This window comes from Brevundimonas sp. 1080 (assembly GCF_040545985.1).
Taxonomy (GTDB): domain Bacteria; phylum Pseudomonadota; class Alphaproteobacteria; order Caulobacterales; family Caulobacteraceae; genus Brevundimonas.
The window spans coordinates 182,294-202,872 of the sequence record NZ_JBEPMW010000003.1; the positions used below are offsets into that span (position 1 = coordinate 182,294).

Below are 20,579 nucleotides of genomic sequence, written 5' to 3' on the forward strand. Positions count from 1 at the left end.
CGGCCTTGATAGTGCGCGCGGCGACGGGGCGAAACCATCAAAGCGCCGCGGTCATGCTTGACGAGGGCGGCTGCGATGCGGCGAAAGACGGAAATGCCCAAGACCCTGCAAATCGGCGATGTGACCGTGCCCGGCCAGGTGCTGATGGCGCCGATGACCGGCGTGACCGACCTGCCGTTCCGTGTGCTGGCCTCCAAGCTGGGCGCCGCTTATGTCGCAACGGAGATGGTGGCGGCCAAGGAACTGGCGCGGGCGCGGCCGGACGTGGTGCGGCGCGCCGCCGTGGGGGCCGGTCTGCCGCTGACCGTCATCCAGCTTGTCGGGCGTGATCCCGAGCAGATGGGCGAGGGGGCGCGGATGGCGGAAAAGGCTGGGGCGGACATCGTGGATCTGAACTTCGGCTGTCCGGCCAAGGAGGTGACAGGCTCGGCCGCCGGTTCGGCTCTGATGCGGACGCCCGATCTGGCCTGCCGGATCATGGAGGCGGCTGTGAAGGCGACCGATCGGCCTGTGACGGTCAAGATGCGGCTGGGCTGGGACGACGAGAGCCGAAACGCCGCGGAACTGGCCCGCCGCGCGGAAGCGATCGGCGTCAAGGCCGTCACGGTGCATGGCCGCACGCGAAAGCAGTTCTACACCGGGCAAGCGGATTGGGACGCGGTCGGGACGGTGAAGGCGGCGGTCGGCATTCCCGTCATCGTCAATGGCGACATCATCACCGCCGAGGAAGCGCGCCAGGCCTTGGCGCAGTCCGGCGCGGACGGATTGATGCTGGGACGCGGCGTTTACGGCCGGCCATGGCTGGCGGCGCACCTTGAACGGGCGCTGATCGACGGCGTGGCGCTGGAGGAACCCGGACCGGAAGAGCGTCTGGCGATCGTGATCGAGCACCTGCGGGCGTCGGCCGAGTTTTACGGCCTGCCGCTGGGTTTGAAGATGTTCCGCAAACATCTGGGCTGGTACATCGAACAGGCGCCGTGGCCGGCCGATCCGCAACACCGTCGTGAGGCGAAGGCAAGAATTTGCCGCCTGGACGATCCGATGGCCGTCGAAGACGCGATGCACGAACTGTGGCGGCCGGATTTGCCTCGGTTAGGTAAGTCTGCTGTTGAAAATGGGCCACAGGTGTTGGAGACTGCTGTGGCATGACGGATACGCCCTCAGCACGCACCGCTTCACCCGACCTCGCGTCGGACGACGGGTCGTTCTGGGGGTGGGTCGATAGCGAACGGGCGCGGACCGGCTTCGGACTGGCGTTCTTTCTGGCTGTCGCGATCACGGCGGCGGCCATCTGGCTGGTGGCGGTCGCGCCGGGGGCCACATCAGGGTCGGCGCGCGGATCGAGCAGCCAGATCGCCCTGATCGTGCTGGCCGCCAATCTGCTCCTGATTTCCGGCTTGGCCATCATCGTCGGCCGGCGCGTGCTGACCCTCGTTCGCAGCACCGATGAAGCCGGATCGCGCCTTCACCTGAGGTTCGTCGCCCTGTTCTCGATGGTGGCCTTGGTCCCGTCGGTGCTGATCGCCCTGGTGTTCGGCGTTCTGGTCAATCGAGGCGTAGACCAATGGTTCAGCCAGAACGTCCAAGCCTCGGTCGAGAACGGAGCGATCGTGGGCCGCGCCTATATCCAGGACGTTTCGGCCGCAATGGATGCTGACCTGGTCACCATTTCGGATCAGTTGGGAAGCGCGAGAAGCCTGTTTGCTGATCGCATTCAGTTTAACGACGCCCTAGGCCAAGTTGGGGACATCTTCGGCTATCCCGCCATCTATATTCTCGATGGCAAGGGCGAGGTGCTGGCTCGCGCTGAAAGGACAGGCGCGCCTCCCTATCTTGCGCCGCCGCGCGATGAACTCGCGGCCGCAGCTGACGGCGGGCAGCCTCCGCAAACCGTCACGCAGCATCCAGACGCCGTCCGGTCGATCATCGCCCTGCCAGCCTATGGCGACGCCTATCTTTATCTGGTGCGCCCGCTTCAGGATGGCCTTGTGGCGCGAATGAACACGTCGGTTCAGTCAATCCAGGCTTATCGAGAGGCTCAGGAAAGCCGCGCGCGGATTCAGTCCGCCTTCATCCTCAGCTATCTGGAGACGGCGTTGCTGGTGCTGGTGGGGGCGGTGTGGCTGGGGATGTCGGCGGCCAGCAGCATCTCCGCGCCGATCGGTCGGTTGGTGAAGGCGGCAGGACAGGTCGCGGGCGGCGACTTCACCGCACGGGTCGACAGCGACGGCGCTCCGGCCGAGATCGCCACCCTGTCGGACGCCTTCAACCGCATGACCGGCGATCTGCAGGCTCAGCAGGCCGCGCTGAAGGCCGCGAGCGACGAGGCGCACGATCGCAGCCGCTTCATCGAGACGGTGCTGTCGGGCGTCAGCGCCGGGGTCATCGGCCTGGACAAGCGCGGGCGGGTGTCGGCCATCAACGACAGCGCCGTACAACTGCTTCACATCGAGAATGCTGAGGTTCTTGGCCATGAACTCGCGGCCCTGTCGCCAGAGCTGAGCGATCTGGTGCGGCGCGCTGAGGCCCATATCGAGGAAGACATCGACGTCAGCCGGGGCGGGGACACGCGGCGGCTGCGTGTTCGGATCGAGGGTGGTCTGGGCGGCGAGATGGTCCTGACCTTTGATGATATCACCCGCCTGGTGACGGCCCAGCGAAACGCCGCGTGGCGTGACGTGGCCCGTCGCATCGCGCATGAGATCAAGAACCCGCTGACGCCGATCCAGTTGTCGGCAGAGCGACTGAAACGGAAATATCGCGCGCGGATCGGCGAGGATGTCGAAATCTTCGACCGGTGCACCGACACCATCATCCGCCAGGTCGGAGACATCGGCCGTATGGTCGACGAGTTCTCGTCCTTCGCGCGCATGCCGGCGCCGCGGTTCGCGCGTGAGAACCCGGCCGAAATGCTGCGCGAGGCGGTGTTCGCTCAGCGGGTCGCCGCGCCGGACATCGTCGTCGACATCACCGAGCCTCTGCCTAAGGCGACAATGCAGGCCGACGGCCGCATGGTGGGGCAGGCGCTGATCAACATCCTCAAGAACGCGGGCGAGTCGGTTGCAGCGCATAGGCTTGCGGCAGGCGAGGCGTCAGCGTCGGACCGTGCGGGCGTGATCGCGTCGCTGACGATCGACGACGGCGTCGCGACCTTCGTGATCGAAGACGACGGCGTGGGTCTGCCGACGCGCGACCGGGACCGCCTGACCGAACCCTATGTGACCACGCGCGAGAAGGGCACGGGCCTGGGCCTGGCCATCGTCAAACGCATTTGCGAGGACCACGGCGGCGAGCTGAAGCTGGCCGACGCCCAGACCCTGCGCGGCGCACGCGTGTGCATGATCTTCCCCCTGAAACCCCACGGCAAAGGCGGCGAGGGCGCGGAGCGCAAGCTCCAGACCCTGGCCGCTGAATAGCGAGGCAAGATGCGACCAACCGGTTCCGACATTCTCGTTGTCGACGACGAGGCCGACATCCGCGACTTGGTGTCCGGCCTGCTGGAGGACGAGGGCCATGCCGTGCGCGTCGCCGCCAACTCCGACGAGGCCCTGGCCGCGATCCGGGCGAGGAAGCCGTCGCTGGCGATCCTGGATATTTGGATGCAGGGCGGGGGGCTGGACGGGCTGGAGCTGCTGGAGGTCGTCAAGGAACTGGACCCTGACCTGCCGGTGGTGATGATTTCCGGTCACGGCAACATCGAGACGGCGGTGACGGCGCTGAAGCGCGGCGCCTATGACTTCATCGAAAAGCCGTTCAAGTCGGATCGGCTGGTTGTCGTGGTCGAACGCGCCATTGAGGCTGCGACGCTGAGGCGCGAGAACCGCCGCCTGCGCGCGGCGACCATGACGCCGTCGGGTCTGATCGGTCGATCACAGGCTGCGCAGGCCTTGCGCAGCACCATCGCCAAGGTGGCCCAGGCCAACAGTCGGGTCTTGATCGCCGGACCGGCCGGCTCCGGCAAGGAACTGGTGGCGCGTCAGATCCACGAAGCCAGCCCGCGCGCACGCGCCGAGTTCGTCGCGATTTCGGCCGCCGGCATGACGCCGGAACGTCTGGATGTCGAACTGTTCGGCGAGGAGGGCCAGGACGGCCGTCCGCGCAAGATCGGCGTGTTCGAACGCGCCCACAACGGCACGCTGTACCTGGACGAAATCAGCGACATGCCGCGGGAGAGCCAGAGCCGCATCCTGCGCGTTCTGGTGGACCAGCGGTTCCGACGTGTCGGCGGAGAGCAGGACGTTCAGGTCGATGTCCGCGTGGTGACCTCGACCTCGCGCGATCTGAAGGCCGAGATCGCAGAGGGACGTTTCCGCGAAGACCTGTTCCACCGTCTGAACGTGGTGCCGATCCGTGTCCCGCCGCTGTCGGAACGGCGCGAGGACATCGCCGAACTGGTCGAATATTTCGTCGACACGATTAGCGCTTCGCAAGGTCTGCCCAAACGCATCGTCGGGGACGATGCGGTGGCGGTGCTGCAAGTCCATCCTTGGCCCGGCAACATCCGCCAGCTGCGCAACAATATCGAGCGGCTGCTGATCCTGGCGACCGGCGATCCGGCCGAAACGATCACCGCCGACATGCTGCCGCAGGAGGTGGCGACCTCGAACGGCGGGACGGCGAACCTGGGCGGCGAGCGCACCATCGCCCTGCCGCTGCGGGAGGCGCGCGAGGTCTTCGAGCGGGAGTATCTGGCGGCGCAGATCATGCGGTTCGGCGGCAATATCTCGCGCACCGCGGCTTTCATCGGCATGGAGCGATCGGCCCTGCACAGGAAGCTGAAGTCGCTGGGCGTCTCGCCTGCGCGCGGCGGCGAAGAGGACGAGCCGGCCTGATGTCACGCGTCGCCTATGTGAATGGCGCATATGCCGCGCATGGCCAGGCCGTGGTCCATATCGAGGATCGCGGTTTCCAGTTCGCGGACGGCGTCTACGAAGTCTGGTCGGTCTTCGACGGGCGGCTGGCCGATTTCGAAGGCCATATGAGCCGCCTTCACCGCAGTCTGAGCGAACTGAAGATCGACGTTCCGATGAGCGCCGGTGCCTTGGGCGTTGTTTTGCGCGAGACCGTGCGGCGCAATCGCGTACGACACGGCATGGTCTATCTGCAGGTCACACGCGGCACGGCGCCGCGCGATCATGGCTTTCCGATCGATATCGCGCCCAGCGTTGTCGTGACCGCCAAGTCGATCGATCCGGCGCGAAATCAGCGTCTGGCGCAGAACGGCGCGGCCGGCGTCACCCAACCCGATATTCGCTGGGGGCGTTGCGACATCAAGACGGTCGGCCTGCTGCCGAATGTGCTGGCCAAACAGGCGGCGCGCGAGCGCGGCGCCTATGAGTGCCTAATGTACGACGACATGGGGCTGATCACCGAAGGCGCATCGACCAATGCGTGGATCGTGGATGAGCACGGCAGGCTGAGAACGCGGGACATCCAGGCCAATATCCTGCGGGGCGTCACGCGAGCAGCCGTCCTCGAGCTCGCCGCCGCCGAGGGTGTCGAACTGGAAGAACGCGCCTTCTCGGTCGACGAAGCGAAACGGGCGCGCGAGGTGTTCGTCACCGCCGCCAGCGCCTTCGTCATGCCGCTGGTTTCGCTGGACGGCGTGAAGATCGGCGACGGCCAGCCTGGCCCGGTCGCGACCCGCCTGCGAGAACTCTATCTTGAACAGGCGCGTCGAGGGGCCATTTAGGGCGTTGCCCGAGCGGCCGGGCGGCGGTTAAGGTCGCGGTTGGCTGCATCGGCCCCGCCGCTCCCACGGCGACAAACAACGAAGAACAGGAAAAACCTGCCATGTCGCAAGACAAACGTCAGAACCTTCAGGACACCTTCCTCAACTCGGTCCGCAAGACCAAGACGCCGCTGACCATCTTCCTGGTCAATGGGGTCAAGTTGCAGGGCATCGTGACCTGGTTCGACAACTTCTGTGTCCTGCTGCGCCGCGATGGCCAGTCCCAGCTGGTGTACAAGCACGCCATCTCAACCATCATGCCGTCCGCGCCCGTGCAGCTGTACGAGCCCGACGCCGAAGAAGACTGATTGACCCAAAAACTGATCGACCACACCGTCCCGCTGATCCGGGCGGTCGTCATTCACCCCGACCGACGCTCGGACAGTCCCCGGCTGGCGAGCGAACGGCTTGAGGAGGCGGCGGGCCTTGCCCGCGCGCTGGACCTCGACGTGCGCGCCGAAGAGATCGTGCGGCTGCGCAGCACCACGCCAGCGACCCTGTTCGGCACGGGCAAGGTCGAGGAGTTGGCCGCGCTCGTACGCGCCGCACACGCCGAGGCTGTCATCATCGACGACGCCCTGACGCCGGTGCAGCAGCGCAATCTCGAAAAGGCGTGGGAGGTGAAGGTCATAGACCGCACCGGCCTTATCCTGGAAATCTTCGGCCGTCGCGCGCGGACCAAGGAGGGCCGGCTTCAGGTCGAGCTGGCGCGGCTGGATTATGAGCGGTCGCGTCTGGTACGGACCTGGACCCACCTTGAGCGGCAACGTGGCGGCACTGGTTCGACCGGCGGGCCCGGCGAAACCCAGATCGAGCTGGACCGGCGTCTGATCGCCGACCGGATCGTCAGGCTGAAGTCTGAGTTGGAAGAGGTGCGACGCACGCGCGGCCTGCACCGCAAGCAGCGTCAGAAGGCGCCGTTCCCGACGATTGCATTGGTCGGCTACACCAACGCCGGCAAGTCAACGCTGTTCAACCGGCTGACGGGGTCGGAGGTCTTCGCCAAGGACCTGCTGTTCGCCACCCTGGACACCACCCAGCGCACAATTCGGCTGCCGCAAGGACGACCGGCCATCGTGGCGGATACGGTCGGCTTCATCTCCGACCTGCCGCATGAACTGGTCGAGAGCTTCCGCGCCACGCTGGAGGAGGTCGGCGAGGCCGATCTGATCCTGCACGTCCGCGACATCGCCTCGCCCGACAGCGCCGCTCAGGCCAAGGACGTCGAGGCCGTGCTGAAACAGATCGAGACGCCAGAGGGCAAGACGCGCCGGGTGCTGGAAGTCTGGAACAAGATCGATCTGCTGGACGACGAGGCGCGCGAGACTGTGCTGGGTCAGGCCGAACGGTTGGCGAAGGACGGTGAGGCGGTCGCCGTCTCAGCCTGGACGGGCGAAGGTATCGAGCCTCTGCGCCAGATCATCGCCGGTCTCATCGATGATGATCCCGAGACCCAGCTGACGCTGGAGCCGCATCAGGGCGACGCCCTGGCGTGGCTGTACGAACATGGTCGGGTCACGGCGCGCGATGCGGACGAGCTTGGCCGTACTCACGTCACGGTGCGGCTGCATCCTGCGGCGCTCGGGCGATTCGAGCGCCTGTATCCTGACCTGACCGACTGAGTTTTTATGCATCTGATCGAAACCGTCCTGCTTCTGCTGTTGGCCGTGGTGGTGTCGGGTTCGATCGCGCGGATCACGCGCATCGCCTTGCCGCTGGTTCAGATCGGGCTGGGCGCCGCCATCGTGCTGATCACGGGCAAGACGGTCGATCTTGAGCCGGACATCTTCTTTCTGCTGTTCCTGCCGCCGCTGCTGTTTCTGGATGGCTGGCGAATTCCCAAGGAAGACCTGTTTCGCGACCGCGCGGTCATCCTCGAGCTGGCGCTGGGGCTGGTGCTGTTCACCGTCGTCGGTCTGGGTTTCCTTATCTGGTGGATGATCCCGGAGATGCCGCTGCCGGTAGCCTTCGCCCTGGCCGCCATCCTGTCGCCGACCGATCCCATCGCGGTTCAGGCGATCGCGGCGCGGGCGCCCATCCCCAAGCGCCTGATGCACATTCTGGAAGGCGAGTCGCTGTTGAACGATGCGACGGGCCTGACCTGCATGCGGATCGCGGTCGCCGCCGCGACGACGGGAGCGTTTTCGATCGGACATGCGGTCGGGACGTTCGCCTGGCTAGCCCTGGTCGGGGTCGCCGTCGGCGTTCTGGTCACCATGGCCATCAGCTACGCCAAGAGCTTCGTCAGCCGACGCTGGGGCGAGGACGTGGGCGCGCAAATCTTGGTCAGCCTGCTGATCCCGTTTGCGGCCTATCTGGTCGCGGAAGAACTGCACGCGTCCGGTATTTTGGCGGCGGTGGCGGCCGGGGTGACGATGAGCTTCACCGAACGCGGCGGCATTGCCGGGCAGTCGATGGCGATGACGCGGATCCGGCGCAGCGTCGTGTGGGACACGGTTCAGTTTGTCGCCAACGGCATCATCTTCGTGATCCTGGGCGAACAAATGCCCTCGATCATGTCGCGCGCGGCCGAGGTGGTGGCGGGCACCAGCCGGCCCGAGGTCTGGTGGCTGCCGGTCTATGTACTCGGCATCGTCGCCACCCTGGCGGCGCTGAGGTTCGTCTGGGTGTGGACCTCGCTGAAGCTGACCCTGTTTCGCCGCCGCCATCGTGGGCCGCCGGCCAAGGTCGGTCTGCGGCTGACCATGGTGATGTCTCTGGCGGGCGTGCGGGGCGCGATCACTCTGGCGGGTATTCTGACCCTGCCGTTCGCCTTGGGCGACGGGTCGCCGATGCCGTCCCGGAACCTGGCGATCTTCCTGGCGGCGGGTGTGATCGTGGTGTCGCTGGTGCTGGCGACCTTCGCCTTGCCCCGGTTGCTGAAGAACGTCGAACTGCCGCCGGAGCCGTCGCATGAGCAGGAAGAGGATCGCGGCCGAGTCGCGGCCGCTTCGGCCGCCCTGCGCGCCATCGAGGACGCCTCGCACGCCATGGCGGAGGGCAAGCCTAATCCCGACCTCTATTCCGACATCGCCGGCCGGATCATGGAGACCTATCGCCAGCGGATTGAGACCCACACCCGCACGGACGAGGAAGACGCCGCCCTCACGCGAAAGATGGACGAAATCGAGCGGCGTCTGTGGCTGGCCGGCTTGGCCGCCGAGCGCGAGGAACTGCGTCGATTGATGAGGGCGCGTCAGCTGGACGAGGTGACGGCCAAGAAGCTGTTCCGTGACGTCGATCTACAGGAACTGCGCTACCTCTGAAGCTCAGCGATCCATAAAGGCGGAGACGGCTGCATAGCTGTCGGCGATAAAGTGGGCGCCGCGCGCCGTCAGGCGCTCGGCATGGCCGTCGCGGACATGCCCGCCCGCCGTCAGCCCCACGACCGTCATACCGGCCGCGACCCCTGCGGTGACGCCCGCCTCGCTGTCTTCGATCACCAGGACGCGCGTCGGATCGGCGCCCATGGTGCCGGCGGCGTGCAGGAAGATGTCGGGGTGGGGCTTGCCGCGTTCGACCACCAAGCCGGTGAAGACCGCGCCGTCGAAATGATCCGTCAGGCCGAACAGGTCGAGGCCGACGCCGATCCAGTCGGGGCCGCTGGACGAGGCGATGCAGCGGGGCTCGGGGCGGGCGGCGACGAAGTCCAGCAGACCGGGCACGGGCTCAAGCTGCTGCGGCGCGCGCCGGCGACAGGTCGCAAACCATGTGGTGTGGAAATCGTCGGGGCAGGCACGACCCAAGGCCGCCTCGACGACCGGCCGATTGTCGCGCCAGCGCTTGCCCGTATAGGCGGCCAAGACGTCGTCGAGCGAGGTCGGCAGACCGATGGCGGTCAGTTGCTCGGCCATGACGGTGCTGTTCAGCACCTCGCTGTCGGCGACCACGCCGTCGTAGTCGAAAATGATCAGGTCGTAGGTCACGCGCGGTCGCTCAGGCTTCAGGCGCGGCCTTTTCGGCGACCTTTGCGGCGTCCCAGAGGCGGTCCATCTCGGCCAGGTCCGATTGGTCGGGCGTACGGCCGTCCTTCGCCAGCTCGGCCTCGATGAAGCCGAAGCGACGCACGAACTTCGCGTTGGCCGCGCGCAGGGCGTCTTCGGGTTCGACGTCCAGCTTGCGCGCCAGGTTGGCGACGACGAACAGAAGATCGCCCAGCTCTTCGCGCGCCTTGGCCTTGTCGCCGGCGGCGATCTCGACACGCAATTCCTCCACCTCTTCGGCCAGCTTGTCGAACACCTCGTCGGTGGAAGGCCAGTCAAAGCCGACGCGACCGGCGCGCTTGGTGAGCTTGGCGGCGCGGGTCAGGGCGGGCAGGCCGACCGGAACATCGTCCAGGACGCCCGGCTTCTTGCGGTCCTTGCGCTCGGCGGCCTTGATGGTTTCCCAGGCAACGGTCTGCTCCTTCGAGGAGCGCTGCGCCTCGTCGCCGAAAACGTGCGGGTGGCGGCGCTTCAGCTTGTCGGCGATGGCCGTGACCACGTCGTCGAAAGCGAACAGCCCTTGTTCCTCAGCCATGCGGGCGTGGAAGACGACCTGGAACAGCAGGTCCCCCAGCTCGCCCTTCAACTCACACAGATCGTTGCGCTCGATGGCGTCGGCGACCTCATAGGCCTCCTCGATCGTATATGGGGCAATGGTGGCGAAGGTCTGCTCCACGTCCCAGGGGCAGCCGCCGTCGGGATCGCGCAACCGCTCCATGACGCCGAGCAGGCGGTCGATCGGTCTCAACGGCGGGCTCCGTCACGAGCTTCCAGGGCGAGGCGGATTTCATCGTGCCGCCTCGGCGTCAGGGGATAGCCCTTCAGCACCCAGGCGGCGGCGGCCAGCAGCAAACCGGGCACCAGGATGAAGAGGATCTGGAGCGTCAGCAGGGAAAAGTCGCTGTTGCCCATCGGTCCTGGCACGGCCTTGAAGCCCACACCTTGCAGGATCAGGTACGGAATCAGCGCGACCACATGGCCGATCTTGGTCGTCGCGGACAGGATGGAGAACATCAGTCCGGTGCGGTCCACACCGGTCTCCAGTCTCACTTCGTCGCCGGCGTCCGCCATCATGGCGCGCAACAGGAACAGGCCGGCCGCATAGGGCAGGCCGGCGATGAACATGGCGCCTGCCGTCAGCATGAAGTTGCCGCCGGGAACCAGGGTGGCGGCGATATAGAGGGCCGCGAAAATCAGGCTGGCGACGGCCAGGGCCTTGTCCTTGCCGATGCGCGTGGCCAGCCAGGCCCAGATGGGCGCGCCGCACAGACCGGCGACGAAATAGAACAGCATAAACAGGCCGGCCTGGCTGTGGTCATAGCCCTTGATCTGTCCGAAGAAGAAGAACAGCAGCGAACCTGTGATGCCTGGCGCGACCCCCAGCAGCAGGTCGGCGACCAAGAGCTTCCGGACCGTGGGCATCTTCAGCAGGGCCAGATAGGCGCCGGCGCCCCCGTGCGGCTGGTCGCCCGCGTTGACGGGCTCCGGCACGGCGACCATGGCCAGGCCGATGGTGACGGGCAGGGCGATCAGTATGGCCCATCCCATGATCCGCACGCCGTCGGCATAGTTCCCGATGCCGGTCTGGACCACCACGGTCGGCAGCACCAGGATCAGGATCACGCCGATGATGTTGAACACCTGCCACCAGCCATAGACCCGGCTGCGCTGGTCATACTGCGGCGCAAGCACGGCGGCCCAGCCGAGTTGGCCCAGGGTGCCGATCGAGAAGCCGAGATAGAGGACCAGCAGCCAACCAAACAGATAGGCCGGTCCGGCGCCCGGTTGGACCACGACGAACATCATAAAGGCCGACAGCATCAGGATCGGCGTCGAAATCGCCATCCACGGGCGATAGCGGCCGAACCGCGTCCTGGTCTTGTCCATGCCCCAGCCGATGAAGGGGTCGAAGACGATGTCGATCAGGCGCACGGCCATAAAGACGGCCGCCACGACTCCCAGTTCCAAGCCCACATGGGTGGCGTAGAACTCGGGCAGGGTGACGGGCAGGGCGACGCCAAAGGCCGCCAGCGGCAGGCACGGGCCGGAAAAGGCCGCGAGCACGGCGTTGGAACGGCGGGGCGCGGTCGGCGCGGCGGTGGACATGCGTCGGTCCGAAAGGCGCGGCGCGAGTCGGCCGCGCGCCACCATGCCAGCGATCGGTGACGCATGCACTTGTGAGATCGACCAGCTTGGGGCTTCCTGTGCGACATGTGGCGAAGCCTTCTTGCGTTCCTGTCCGTTTGCTTCGTTCTGACGTTTGCCGGCGGCGCGCGTGCGGCCGGACCCTGCCACACCAACGCCGACGGTTGGCAGGCGCAGGGGCTGGCGAACGCGGCGTCGGCCTACGGCATGGAATGGGTGCCGTTCGGGGCGGCGGAGTGGGGGTGGCAGGCCTATCTGCCGCTGATCCAGCGCGACCTGCATACGGCCTGCGGGCCCGGCACGCCGATCTTCGCATCGCAACTGGCGGGGTTTCAGCAGACGCACGGCCTGGCGCCGACCGGCCTGTTCGATGCGGCGACATTCCAGGTGTTTCGCGGCCTTTGGCAGGAGCGGCGGCCGTTCGTCATGGCACGCGTCGGGGGAGCCTGTCCCGAGCCGCCGCCGATCAATCAACTGGGCTATCTGGTCGCGTCCGAGGAGCATGCAGACCGTCTGACACGTCTGCTGCGCCGCGACGTGCTTGACGCCTATCGCCGGCTGGTCGCGGCCGCGCGGGCTGAAGTTCCGGAGGTGGGGGGCGATCCCGAACTGCTGCAGATCTTCTCCGGCTTCCGCGATCCCGAGGCGGACGCGGCGCGCTGTGCGCAGCAGGGCAACTGCGACGGCCTGCGCCGCGCCGTCTGTTCGCCTCATCGGACCGGCACGGCGGTCGATCTTTACGTCGGCCAAGCGCCGGGTCTGGGTGTCGATTCCACCACCCCTGCCAGCCGCGAATATATGGCGCGGTCGGCGACCTATCGCTGGCTGGTGACGAACGCTGGGCGTTTCGGCTTTGTGCCCTATGTCTATGAACCGTGGCACTGGGAGTATGTGAAACCTTGGGATCCTTCGTTCGCGCCCTGACCGATGCTGAAAAGGGCCTAGCGCGAGAGGCGTTCGGGGCCGCAATCGATCTCGAACCCGTCCGTTTGATCGGTTGGCCGTTCCGCCGCCCGTTTGTGGCTGGACGCTGGTTCGGGCGAGACTGGATTGTCTGGCCCCAAGCGCAGCTCGTCTCAGACTTCGCGGCCGCGCCGGATCGTATGCAGGGCGTTCTGATTCATGAGCTGACGCACGTCTGGCAGGCCCAGCAGGGCGTCAATCTGCTGTTCGCAAAGCTGAAGGCTGGGGACACCCCCGCCTCCTATGCCTACCGCGTGGAACCGACCTGCCGGTGGGACGCGTTGAACATCGAGCAGCAGGCGATGGTGATGGAGCATTGTTTCCATTGTCGCCGCGGTCGCCCCACGCCGGGCGACAGGATCTTTTACGACACCGTCTGTCCCTTCGAGACGTGATTTGATGTCGGGGACTTGCGGAAGGGCAAGCAGCGCGCCAAGTTAGCAACGGTCGTTGTTGCGAATGACGACCCTTGTCATTCAACGGAGCCTCCTCGATGCCGAAAGTCCTCGTCCTCTATCATTCGACCTATGGTCACCTGGAAACCATGGCCGAGGCGGTCGCCGAAGGCGCGCGCGAGGTCGAAGGCGCCGTCGTGGACATCAAGCGCGTGCCGGAAACCGTGCCGGAAGAGCTGGCCAAGGCCTCGCACTACAAGCTGGATCAAAAGGCGCCGATCGCCAAGATCGACGATCTGAAGGACTATGACGCCATCATCATCGGCGCCGGCACCCGGTTTGGTTCGGCCGCGTCGCAGATGCGCGCCTTCCTGGATCAGGCCGGCGGCCTTTGGTTCTCGGGCGCCCTGATCGGCAAGGTAGGCGGGGCCTTTACCGCCACCGCGACCCAGCACGGCGGCCAGGAGACGACGTTCCAGGGGCTGCACAACTTCTTCATGCACCACGGCATGCCGGTCGTGGGGCTGCCCTATTCCTTCCAGGGACAGATGACGCTGGACGCCATCCACGGCGGTTCGCCGTATGGCGCATCGACGATCACGGGCGGCGACGGCTCGCGTCAGCCCAGCGACGTCGAGCTGGACGGCGCCCGGTTCCAGGGCAAGCATATCGCCGAGTTGGCCAAGAAGCTGCACGGCTGACCTGATGCGCCAGCCCGCCGTCTTCTTCGGCCACGGTTCGCCCATGAATGCGCTTGGCGGTCCCTATGGGGCCGCCTGGCGTGCGCTGGGCGAAGCGATCGGCAAGCCCATGGGGGTGGTGATGATCTCCGCCCACTGGGAGACGCGCGGGCTGGGCGTCACCGCGCAGGAGAATCCCGAAACCATCCATGACTTCGGCAATTTCCCGCGCGAACTTCATCAGATGCAGTATCCGGCGCCCGGGTCGCCTACGCTGGCGGCGCGGGTGTCGGCGCTGACCGGCGCAGTTCAGACGCAAGGGTGGGGCCTGGATCACGGGACCTGGTCGGTGCTGTGCCATGTTTGGCCAGAGGCAGACGTGCCCGTGGTTCAGTTATCGCTGAATCGCGAGCTGACGGCGCGCCAGCATTACGAACTGGCCAAGGCGCTGAAACCGCTGCGCGACGAGGGAATCGTCATCGCCGGCTCGGGCGACTTCGTCCACAATCTGCGGACCTGGAAGCGCGAGGACGGCGCAGAGCCCTACGCCTGGGCGACCGGCTTCAACGAGGCGGTCAAGACGGCGTTCGAACGGGGCGACCATGAAGCGCTGATCGACTGGGTGGGTCTGGCCGAGGACGCGCAACTGAGCGTGCCGACCGACGAACATTTCCTGCCGGTGCTTTACATCGCCGCCCAGCAGGAGCCGGGCGAGGCGGTCAGCTTCTTCAACGACCGTATCGACGGCGGCTCGATCTCGATGACGGGCGTCCGGATCGGCTGATCAGGCCGCCTTCTCGGCCTCGACCATCTTCTGGATCGACACATAGTCGGTCTTGCCGGTGCCCAGGACGGGGACCTCGGCGACCTTGACGATCTTTTTCGGCACGATCAGTTCGGGCGCGCCGTTGGTTCGCGCCCATTCGGCCAGGGGCGCGACCTCAGCGTCTGCGTGGTCAGTGACGAGCACCAGCTTCTCGCCCTTGCGGCTGTCCGGAATCGACACCACGGCGTGGCGCTGATCCGGCCAGACGGCGCCGGCGATCCCTTCGACGGCGGTTAGTGAGACCATCTCGCCGCCGATCTTGGCGAAGCGCTTGGCGCGGCCGCGGATGGTGACATAGCCGTCGTCGGTCACATCGACGATGTCGCCGGTGTCCAGCCAGTCGTCGCCAATCGGATCCCACTGCAAGGGCTCGGCCGAGGTGACATAGCCGCTCATGACATTGGGCCCGCGCAGCATTAGGCGACCGCCTGCTTCGATGCCCTCAACGGGCTCCAGCTTCCAGTCGATGCCGGGCAGCACCTGACCGACCGTGCCGGGCGCGTTTCGGTCAGGATGGTTGACGGCGATCACGGGCGAGGCCTCGGTTGCGCCGTAGCCTTCCAGTAGTTCGACGCCGCCGAACTTGGTGTTGAACAGGGTGCGGGTTTCCTCGCGCACCTTTTCGGCCCCGGCGACGACGAACTTCAGCGTCGAGAAGTCGTTCGGCTCGGCGACGCGGCCGTACTGGTTCAGGAAGGTGTCGGTCGCGAACAGGATCGATGCGTTCACCTGGGGCAGCAGGTCGGTGATCTGTTTGGCGTGCAGCGGCGACGGATACTGGAAGGCCTTCAACCCTTGCAGCAGCGGCAGGATGACCCCGCCGGTCAGGCCGAAACAGTGGAAGGTCGGCAGGGGATTGAACATCACCCATTCGGGCAGCAGGTCGATGTGGGCCGCCACCTGACGCGCATTGGCGACGAGGTTCTTCTGGCTCAGCACGACGCCCTTTGGCGTGCCGAAGCTGCCGGAGGTGAACAGGACGACGCCCGGCGCATCGGGATCCGTCTTCACGCGGAACCGCTTGGGCGCCGCGCCGGCGGCGAGGCCGTAGAGCTTGTCGGCCAGACCGATGGTCTTGCGCACGTCGTCCAGCCAGACGACCTCGGCCACCGTCTTCAGTTCGACGATCAGGTCGTCCAGCTTGGCCTGGTCGATGAAGCGTTTGGCGGTCAGCACCTTCTTGACGCCCGAGGCCTTGATCGCCGCTTTCAGATTGGCTTCGCCGGCGGTGAAGTTCAGCATTACCGGCACACGACCGTGGGCGTGCAGACCGAAGAAGGTGACGACGACGCCCATGGACGACGGCAGCAGGATAGCGACCCGCTCGCCCTTGTCGGTCATATTGGCGATCTTGCGGCCCAGCACGAACGCGGCGCGGATCAGGCCGGTGTAGGTCAGCGGATGCCGGTCCTGATCCTCCAGGATTTCCTTGTCGCCGAACCGCGACCGCGCATCGATCAGGGCGTCGATCAGGGTCGAGTCGTAAAGCGAGGGATCCAGGGCCTGGCGCAAGCGCGTCTCCTACGGAGGACGCGGGCGGCCCTCTCTGTTGTTCGGGCGACTGTCATTAATGACGCCGCGTCATCTTGAAAAGATGCGTAACGTCGCGTGAGTTCCGATGCGCGATCACGCCTGCGGCAAGTCTGTTACCCGGTGTGCCTTGCCTAAACGGCCTCAAAGTCCGAAATACCGGCCATGGTCACCCTGATCGACACCCTTCAGCGCAAGCCGTCCGAGCTGCGTCACCCCGAAAAGCAGAACCGGCCCGAGTCGGTCGTTCTGAAAAAGCCCGACTGGCTGCGGGTCAAGGCGCCGGGCTCTGGTCAATACAACGCCACCAAGGAGATCGTTCGCTCCAAGGGGCTGGTGACGGTCTGTGAAGAGGCGGCCTGCCCGAACATCGGCGAGTGCTGGAGCCAGAAGCACGCCACCCTGATGATCATGGGCGACACCTGCACGCGGGCCTGCGCCTTCTGCAACGTCAAGACCGGCTTGCCCCAGCCGCTGGATCCGGAAGAGCCGGGCAAGGTGGGCCTGGCCGTGCAGCAGATGGGTCTGAGCCATGTCGTCATCACCTCGGTCGATCGCGACGATGTGGCCGACGGCGGCGCGGCCCACTTCGCCGAAGTGGTGCGCCAGATCCGCATCCAGGCGCCGGACACCACCATCGAAATCCTGACGCCCGACTTCCTGCGAAAGGACGGGGCGGCCGCCGTGATGATCGACGCCAGGCCCGACGTCTTCAATCACAACCTGGAGACCGTGCCGCGCCTGTATCTGAAGATCCGGCCGGGCGCGCGCTACTTCCACAGCCTGCGCCTGTTGCAGATGGTCAAGGAGCGGGACCCGAACCAGTTCACCAAGTCCGGCATCATGGTCGGCCTAGGCGAGACCAAGGAAGAGGTCATGCAGGTGATGGACGACATGCGGTCCGCCGGCGTCGACTTCATCACCATCGGCCAGTACCTGCAGCCGACGCGCAAACACGCCGCCATCGACCGCTTCGTCACGCCGGAAGAGTTCAAGGCCTATGAGGCGATCGCCCGGGCCAAGGGCTTCCTGATGGTGTCGTCCAGCCCGCTGACGCGTTCGTCGCACCACGCCGGCGACGACTTCGCCCGGCTGAAGGCGGCGCGCGAGGCGCAGCTGCGCCGCTAAGTCCCGCATGGCCGTCCATCGCGTCACGCGCATTCTTCCTTATGCGCCCGAACAGCTTGCCGATCTGGTCGCCGACGTGCGCGCCTATCCCGACTTCGTGCCGTGGGTGACGTCGATGCGCGTCTGGAACGCGCGCGAGGAAGGCGAGGGCGTCGGCGTGCAGGACGCGGAGGCCAGCGTCGGCTTTTCCTTCCTGAAGGAGCGGTTCTCCACCTGGGTCCGGCATGATCGCAGTGCGCCCAAGGTCGAGGTCGGCTTGCTGCGCGGACCCTTCAAGCACCTGAAGAACCGTTGGGAGTTCTTTCCCCATCCGGACGGCACGCGGCTGGAGTTCATGATCGACTTCGCCTTCAAATCACGGATGCTGGACATGATGCTGTCGGCGAACTTCGACCGTGCGGTGGAAAAGCTGATCGGCTGTTTCGAGGCCGAGGCGAAGCGGAGATACGGCGTCCGATGAGTTTCGATTTCGACGCGACCGTCGTGGGCGCCGGGGCTGTGGGCCTAGCCTGCGGTCGGGCGCTGTCGAAACGGGGCCTGACGGTGCTGGTGCTGGAGAAGGAAGGCCACATCGGCCAGGGCATCTCCTCGCGTAACTCCGAGGTTATTCACGGCGGCCTCTATTACCCGACCGGATCGCTGAAGGCCCGCTTCTGCGTCGAGGGACGCCGTGCGCTTTACGACTTCCTGGCCAGCCGCAAGATCGACCACTGGAAATGCGGCAAGCTGGTCGTGGCGACGCAGGAATTAGAGGTCGATCGGATCGAGACCATCTTCGAAAAGGCGACGGCGAACGGCGTCGAGGGGCTGGCGCATCTGACCGGTGCCCAGGCGCGGGCGCTGGAGCCGGAGCTGAACGCTCACGCCGCTATCCTGTCGCCCGAGAGCGGCCTGTTCGACAGCCACGGCTATATGCTGGCCCTGCAGGGCGAGATCGAGGATGCGGGCGGATCGGTCGTGGTGTCGGCGCCGTTCGAAGGCGCAGAGCCGCTGGCGGGCGGCGGGTTCACGATCCGTGTCGGCGGGGAGGGGGCGATGCAGGTCACCAGCCGCCTTTTGGTCACCGCGCCCGGACTGTCGGCCCAAGCGGTGGCGGCGTCGATTGAAGGCTATCCGCCCGGCGACATTCCCGCCGGACATTTCGGCAAGGGCGTCTATTTCCGGCTGACGGGCAATGCGCCGTTCGACCGCCTGATCTATCCGCCGCCCATCCCTGGCGCGCTGGGCACCCACTATCGCAAGGATCTGGGCGGTCAGGCCGTGTTCGGGCCGGACCTAGCCTATGTCGAAATCGAGGACTACTCGGTCGATCCCGCCAAGGCCGAAGAGTTCGCCACCTACATCCGGCGTTTCTGGCCGGGTCTGCCCGACGGCGCCCTGACGCCGGACTACGCCGGCATTCGACCCAAACTGCATGGGCCGGGCGAGCCGCAACCGGACTTCCAGCTTCATGGCCGCGAACATCACGGCATCGATGGCCTGATGGCCCTGTTCGGCATCGAAAGCCCGGGCCTGACCAGTTCGCTGGCCATCGGCGAAGCGGTGGCTGACGCTCTGACGGAGGACGCGTGACCGAACGCGAGAAGATGCTGGCGGGCTTGCCCTATAATCCGGGCGATCCCGATCTGCGCGATGGTCGCGCCCGCGCGGTGGCCCTGACCGTCGCCATCAACGCCGAGCCGGATCGCGACCGGCGCGGCGCACTGGTCAACGAACTGGTCAATGCGGCCGACGGCAGGGCGATCATCATGCCGGGCTTCTTCTGCGACTACGGCGTCAACATCCACCTTGGCGCGCGGGCCTTTGCGAACGCCAACTGCGTGTTCTTGGACTGCGCCGAGATCCGTATCGGCGACAACTTCCAGGCCGGGCCAGGCGTACAACTGCTGACGCCGGAACATCCGTTGGACGCGGTCGCCCGCCGGGGCGAGGAGACGGCGCGGCCGATCGTCATCGGGGACGACGTGTGGATTGGCGGCGGCGCTATCGTTTTGGCGGGCGTCACCATCGGCGATCGTTCGGTGATCGGCGCGGGATCGGTCGTGACGAAGGACGTGCCGTCCGACGTGGTGGTGGTCGGCAATCCTGGGAAGATCGTCCGGCGTCTGACGCCTGCTTAAACGCCTTGAAATCGTCGCGCGGTTCATGCATAAGCCGCGCCTCGCGTGGCGGTCCTGAGGGCCGCCGCTATTGTTTTCGCGCTAGACGGAGCTCGGCTCTGGGCGGCGCCCGACTTAGAAGATTGAGACGGACATGGCCGTTCCGAAGCGCAAAGTATCTCCCTCGCGTCGCAACATGCGCCGCGCCCACGACGCCCTGACCTCGAACGTCTACGTTGAGGACAAGGACACCGGCGAGCTGAAGCGCCCGCACCACATCGACCTGAAGACCGGCACCTATCGCGGTCGTCAGGTCATCACGCCGAAGGAAGACTAGTCTTTCAGGCGCCCCCGACTTCGGTCGGATGACGATTTCGACGGCGCGCGGTGACCCGCGCGCCGTTTTCGTGCGTTCAATGCGGTGAAGCTTCCATTGGAGACGCCGCATGATGATTCGTTTCACCGCCATCAGCGCCTGCGCGCTGCTGACCCTCGCCGCCTGTAATCGCGCAGAGGAGCGCGTCTCGGAGCCCGCCGCTGCGCCGGTCGTATCCGCGAACGAGACGCCCGCAACGCCAGCCGCCGATCCGAATGCGTTGACAGCCGAAGGTCTGGGGCCGGTGCGAATCGGCATGACGCGCGCCGAACTGGTGAAGGTTTGGGGCGAGGACTCCCAACCGAACGCCGTCGGCGGCGCCGAGCCTGAAGTCTGTGACCAGTTCCATCCCGCGAAGGCGCCCGCCGATGTGCAAGTGATGATCCAGAACGGCGTGCTGACGCGAATGACCCTGGCGCGCGGTGCGACGACGAAGACCGATCGTGGATTCGGGGTGGGCGATACGGCCATGGCGATCAAGCAGGCCTATGGCGGCGCGGTCTTCGCCCAGCCGCACAAATACCAGGAGGCGCCGGCCGAGGATCTGTTCGTCTGGTCGAAGGGCGGATCGACGACCTATGTCACCGATCCGTCGGCGCGTGGCGTTCGATATGAGATCGGCAGCGACGGCAAGGTGATGATGGTCCATGCGGGCGATCCTTCGATCCAACTGGTCGAAGGCTGTTCCTGACGTCCGGCGACGATGTCGGCATTGGCGTTTGG

General features: G+C 66.1%; 21 protein-coding genes. 17 read left to right on the plus strand and 4 right to left on the minus strand.

Going from position 1 to position 20,579, the window contains the following annotated elements:
• Positions 1 to 93: 93 nt before the first annotated feature.
• The 7 genes from dusB to ABIC32_RS11380 all read left to right on the plus strand — a co-directional run bounded on the left by dusB (position 94) and on the right by ABIC32_RS11380 (position 8,997).
• A complete protein-coding gene (gene dusB, locus ABIC32_RS11350; RefSeq protein WP_354074582.1) occupies positions 94 to 1,149 on the plus strand; it encodes a tRNA dihydrouridine synthase DusB in 1,056 nt (351 codons plus the stop codon).
• On the plus strand, positions 1,146 to 3,416 hold the full coding sequence (locus ABIC32_RS11355) for a sensor histidine kinase NtrY-like (RefSeq protein ID WP_354074236.1): 2,271 nt from the start codon (positions 1,146 to 1,148) through the stop codon (positions 3,414 to 3,416). Before dusB ends, ABIC32_RS11355 begins: the two co-directional genes overlap by 4 nt.
• A 9-nt stretch (positions 3,417 to 3,425) precedes the next feature.
• Positions 3,426 to 4,832, plus strand: a complete 1,407-nt coding sequence (gene ntrX, locus ABIC32_RS11360) for a nitrogen assimilation response regulator NtrX (protein WP_284877410.1) — start codon at positions 3,426 to 3,428, stop codon at positions 4,830 to 4,832.
• Complete coding sequence (locus ABIC32_RS11365) at positions 4,832 to 5,692, plus strand: D-amino-acid transaminase (RefSeq protein WP_354074237.1); 861 nt, start codon at positions 4,832 to 4,834, stop codon at positions 5,690 to 5,692. The genes ntrX and ABIC32_RS11365 overlap by 1 nt, the downstream gene beginning before the upstream one ends.
• Before the next feature lie 101 nt (positions 5,693 to 5,793).
• A complete protein-coding gene (gene hfq / locus ABIC32_RS11370) occupies positions 5,794 to 6,039 on the plus strand; it encodes an RNA chaperone Hfq (RefSeq protein ID WP_003164861.1) in 246 nt (81 codons plus the stop codon).
• Complete coding sequence (gene hflX / locus ABIC32_RS11375) at positions 6,040 to 7,353, plus strand: GTPase HflX (protein ID WP_354074238.1); 1,314 nt, start codon at positions 6,040 to 6,042, stop codon at positions 7,351 to 7,353. It abuts the gene before it with no gap.
• Positions 7,354 to 7,359: 6 nt separating this feature from the next.
• Positions 7,360 to 8,997: a Na+/H+ antiporter gene (locus tag ABIC32_RS11380; protein ID WP_354074239.1), complete on the plus strand. Its 1,638-nt coding sequence runs from the start codon at positions 7,360 to 7,362 to the stop codon at positions 8,995 to 8,997.
• A 3-nt stretch (positions 8,998 to 9,000) separates the two neighbouring features.
• On the opposite strand, the gene ABIC32_RS11385 is transcribed toward ABIC32_RS11380, so the two are convergent.
• Genes ABIC32_RS11385 through ABIC32_RS11395 form a run of 3 tightly spaced genes read right to left on the minus strand, consistent with a single transcriptional unit; the run spans position 9,001 to position 11,820 of the window.
• Complete coding sequence (locus ABIC32_RS11385) at positions 9,001 to 9,657, minus strand: HAD family hydrolase (protein WP_354074240.1); 657 nt, start codon at positions 9,655 to 9,657, stop codon at positions 9,001 to 9,003.
• A gap of 10 nt (positions 9,658 to 9,667) precedes the next feature.
• A complete protein-coding gene (mazG, locus tag ABIC32_RS11390; protein WP_292080237.1) occupies positions 9,668 to 10,462 on the minus strand; it encodes a nucleoside triphosphate pyrophosphohydrolase in 795 nt (264 codons plus the stop codon).
• Positions 10,459 to 11,820 carry an MFS transporter gene (locus tag ABIC32_RS11395; RefSeq protein WP_307511464.1) on the minus strand — a complete coding sequence of 454 codons (1,362 nt, stop codon included), beginning with the start codon at positions 11,818 to 11,820 and terminating at the stop codon, positions 10,459 to 10,461. The genes mazG and ABIC32_RS11395 overlap by 4 nt, the downstream gene beginning before the upstream one ends.
• Positions 11,821 to 11,925: 105 nt before the next feature.
• Between ABIC32_RS11395 and ABIC32_RS11400 the strand changes: the two genes are divergently transcribed.
• The 4 genes from ABIC32_RS11400 (at position 11,926) to ygiD (ending at position 14,681) form a co-directional block, all read left to right on the plus strand.
• Complete coding sequence (locus ABIC32_RS11400) at positions 11,926 to 12,783, plus strand: D-alanyl-D-alanine carboxypeptidase family protein (RefSeq protein WP_354074241.1); 858 nt, start codon at positions 11,926 to 11,928, stop codon at positions 12,781 to 12,783.
• Positions 12,759 to 13,217, plus strand: coding sequence for a hypothetical protein (locus ABIC32_RS11405; protein WP_354074242.1), 459 nt, complete (start codon positions 12,759 to 12,761; stop codon positions 13,215 to 13,217). The genes ABIC32_RS11400 and ABIC32_RS11405 overlap by 25 nt, the downstream gene beginning before the upstream one ends.
• Positions 13,218 to 13,315: 98 nt before the next feature.
• Positions 13,316 to 13,918 (plus strand): NAD(P)H:quinone oxidoreductase, encoded by a 603-nt coding sequence (wrbA, locus tag ABIC32_RS11410; RefSeq protein WP_055805062.1) that lies wholly within the window; start codon positions 13,316 to 13,318, stop codon positions 13,916 to 13,918.
• Positions 13,919 to 13,922: 4 nt separating this feature from the next.
• Positions 13,923 to 14,681 (plus strand): 4,5-DOPA-extradiol-dioxygenase, encoded by a 759-nt coding sequence (gene ygiD, locus ABIC32_RS11415; protein WP_354074243.1) that lies wholly within the window; start codon positions 13,923 to 13,925, stop codon positions 14,679 to 14,681.
• On the opposite strand, the gene ABIC32_RS11420 is transcribed toward ygiD, so the two are convergent.
• The gene (locus tag ABIC32_RS11420) at positions 14,682 to 16,235 is read right to left on the minus strand and encodes an AMP-binding protein (RefSeq protein WP_354074244.1); all 1,554 of its coding nucleotides are present in this window, start codon (positions 16,233 to 16,235) and stop codon (positions 14,682 to 14,684) included.
• Positions 16,236 to 16,418: 183 nt separating this feature from the next.
• On the opposite strand from ABIC32_RS11420, the gene lipA reads away from it, so the two are divergent.
• From lipA to ABIC32_RS11450, 6 genes are all read left to right on the plus strand, one after another.
• Positions 16,419 to 17,381 carry a lipoyl synthase gene (lipA, locus tag ABIC32_RS11425; protein WP_354074245.1) on the plus strand — a complete coding sequence of 321 codons (963 nt, stop codon included), beginning with the start codon at positions 16,419 to 16,421 and terminating at the stop codon, positions 17,379 to 17,381.
• A gap of 7 nt (positions 17,382 to 17,388) precedes the next feature.
• Complete coding sequence (locus tag ABIC32_RS11430; RefSeq protein WP_354074246.1) at positions 17,389 to 17,841, plus strand: type II toxin-antitoxin system RatA family toxin; 453 nt, start codon at positions 17,389 to 17,391, stop codon at positions 17,839 to 17,841.
• Positions 17,838 to 18,953, plus strand: coding sequence for an NAD(P)/FAD-dependent oxidoreductase (locus ABIC32_RS11435; protein WP_354074247.1), 1,116 nt, complete (start codon positions 17,838 to 17,840; stop codon positions 18,951 to 18,953). The genes ABIC32_RS11430 and ABIC32_RS11435 overlap by 4 nt, the downstream gene beginning before the upstream one ends.
• Positions 18,950 to 19,501 (plus strand): sugar O-acetyltransferase, encoded by a 552-nt coding sequence (locus ABIC32_RS11440; RefSeq protein ID WP_354074248.1) that lies wholly within the window; start codon positions 18,950 to 18,952, stop codon positions 19,499 to 19,501. Before ABIC32_RS11435 ends, ABIC32_RS11440 begins: the two co-directional genes overlap by 4 nt.
• 133 nt (positions 19,502 to 19,634) lie before the next feature.
• Positions 19,635 to 19,817, plus strand: coding sequence for a 50S ribosomal protein L32 (gene rpmF / locus ABIC32_RS11445; RefSeq protein ID WP_026108365.1), 183 nt, complete (start codon positions 19,635 to 19,637; stop codon positions 19,815 to 19,817).
• Positions 19,818 to 19,926: 109 nt separating this feature from the next.
• A complete protein-coding gene (locus ABIC32_RS11450; RefSeq protein WP_354074249.1) occupies positions 19,927 to 20,547 on the plus strand; it encodes a hypothetical protein in 621 nt (206 codons plus the stop codon).
• Positions 20,548 to 20,579 lie beyond the last annotated feature (32 nt).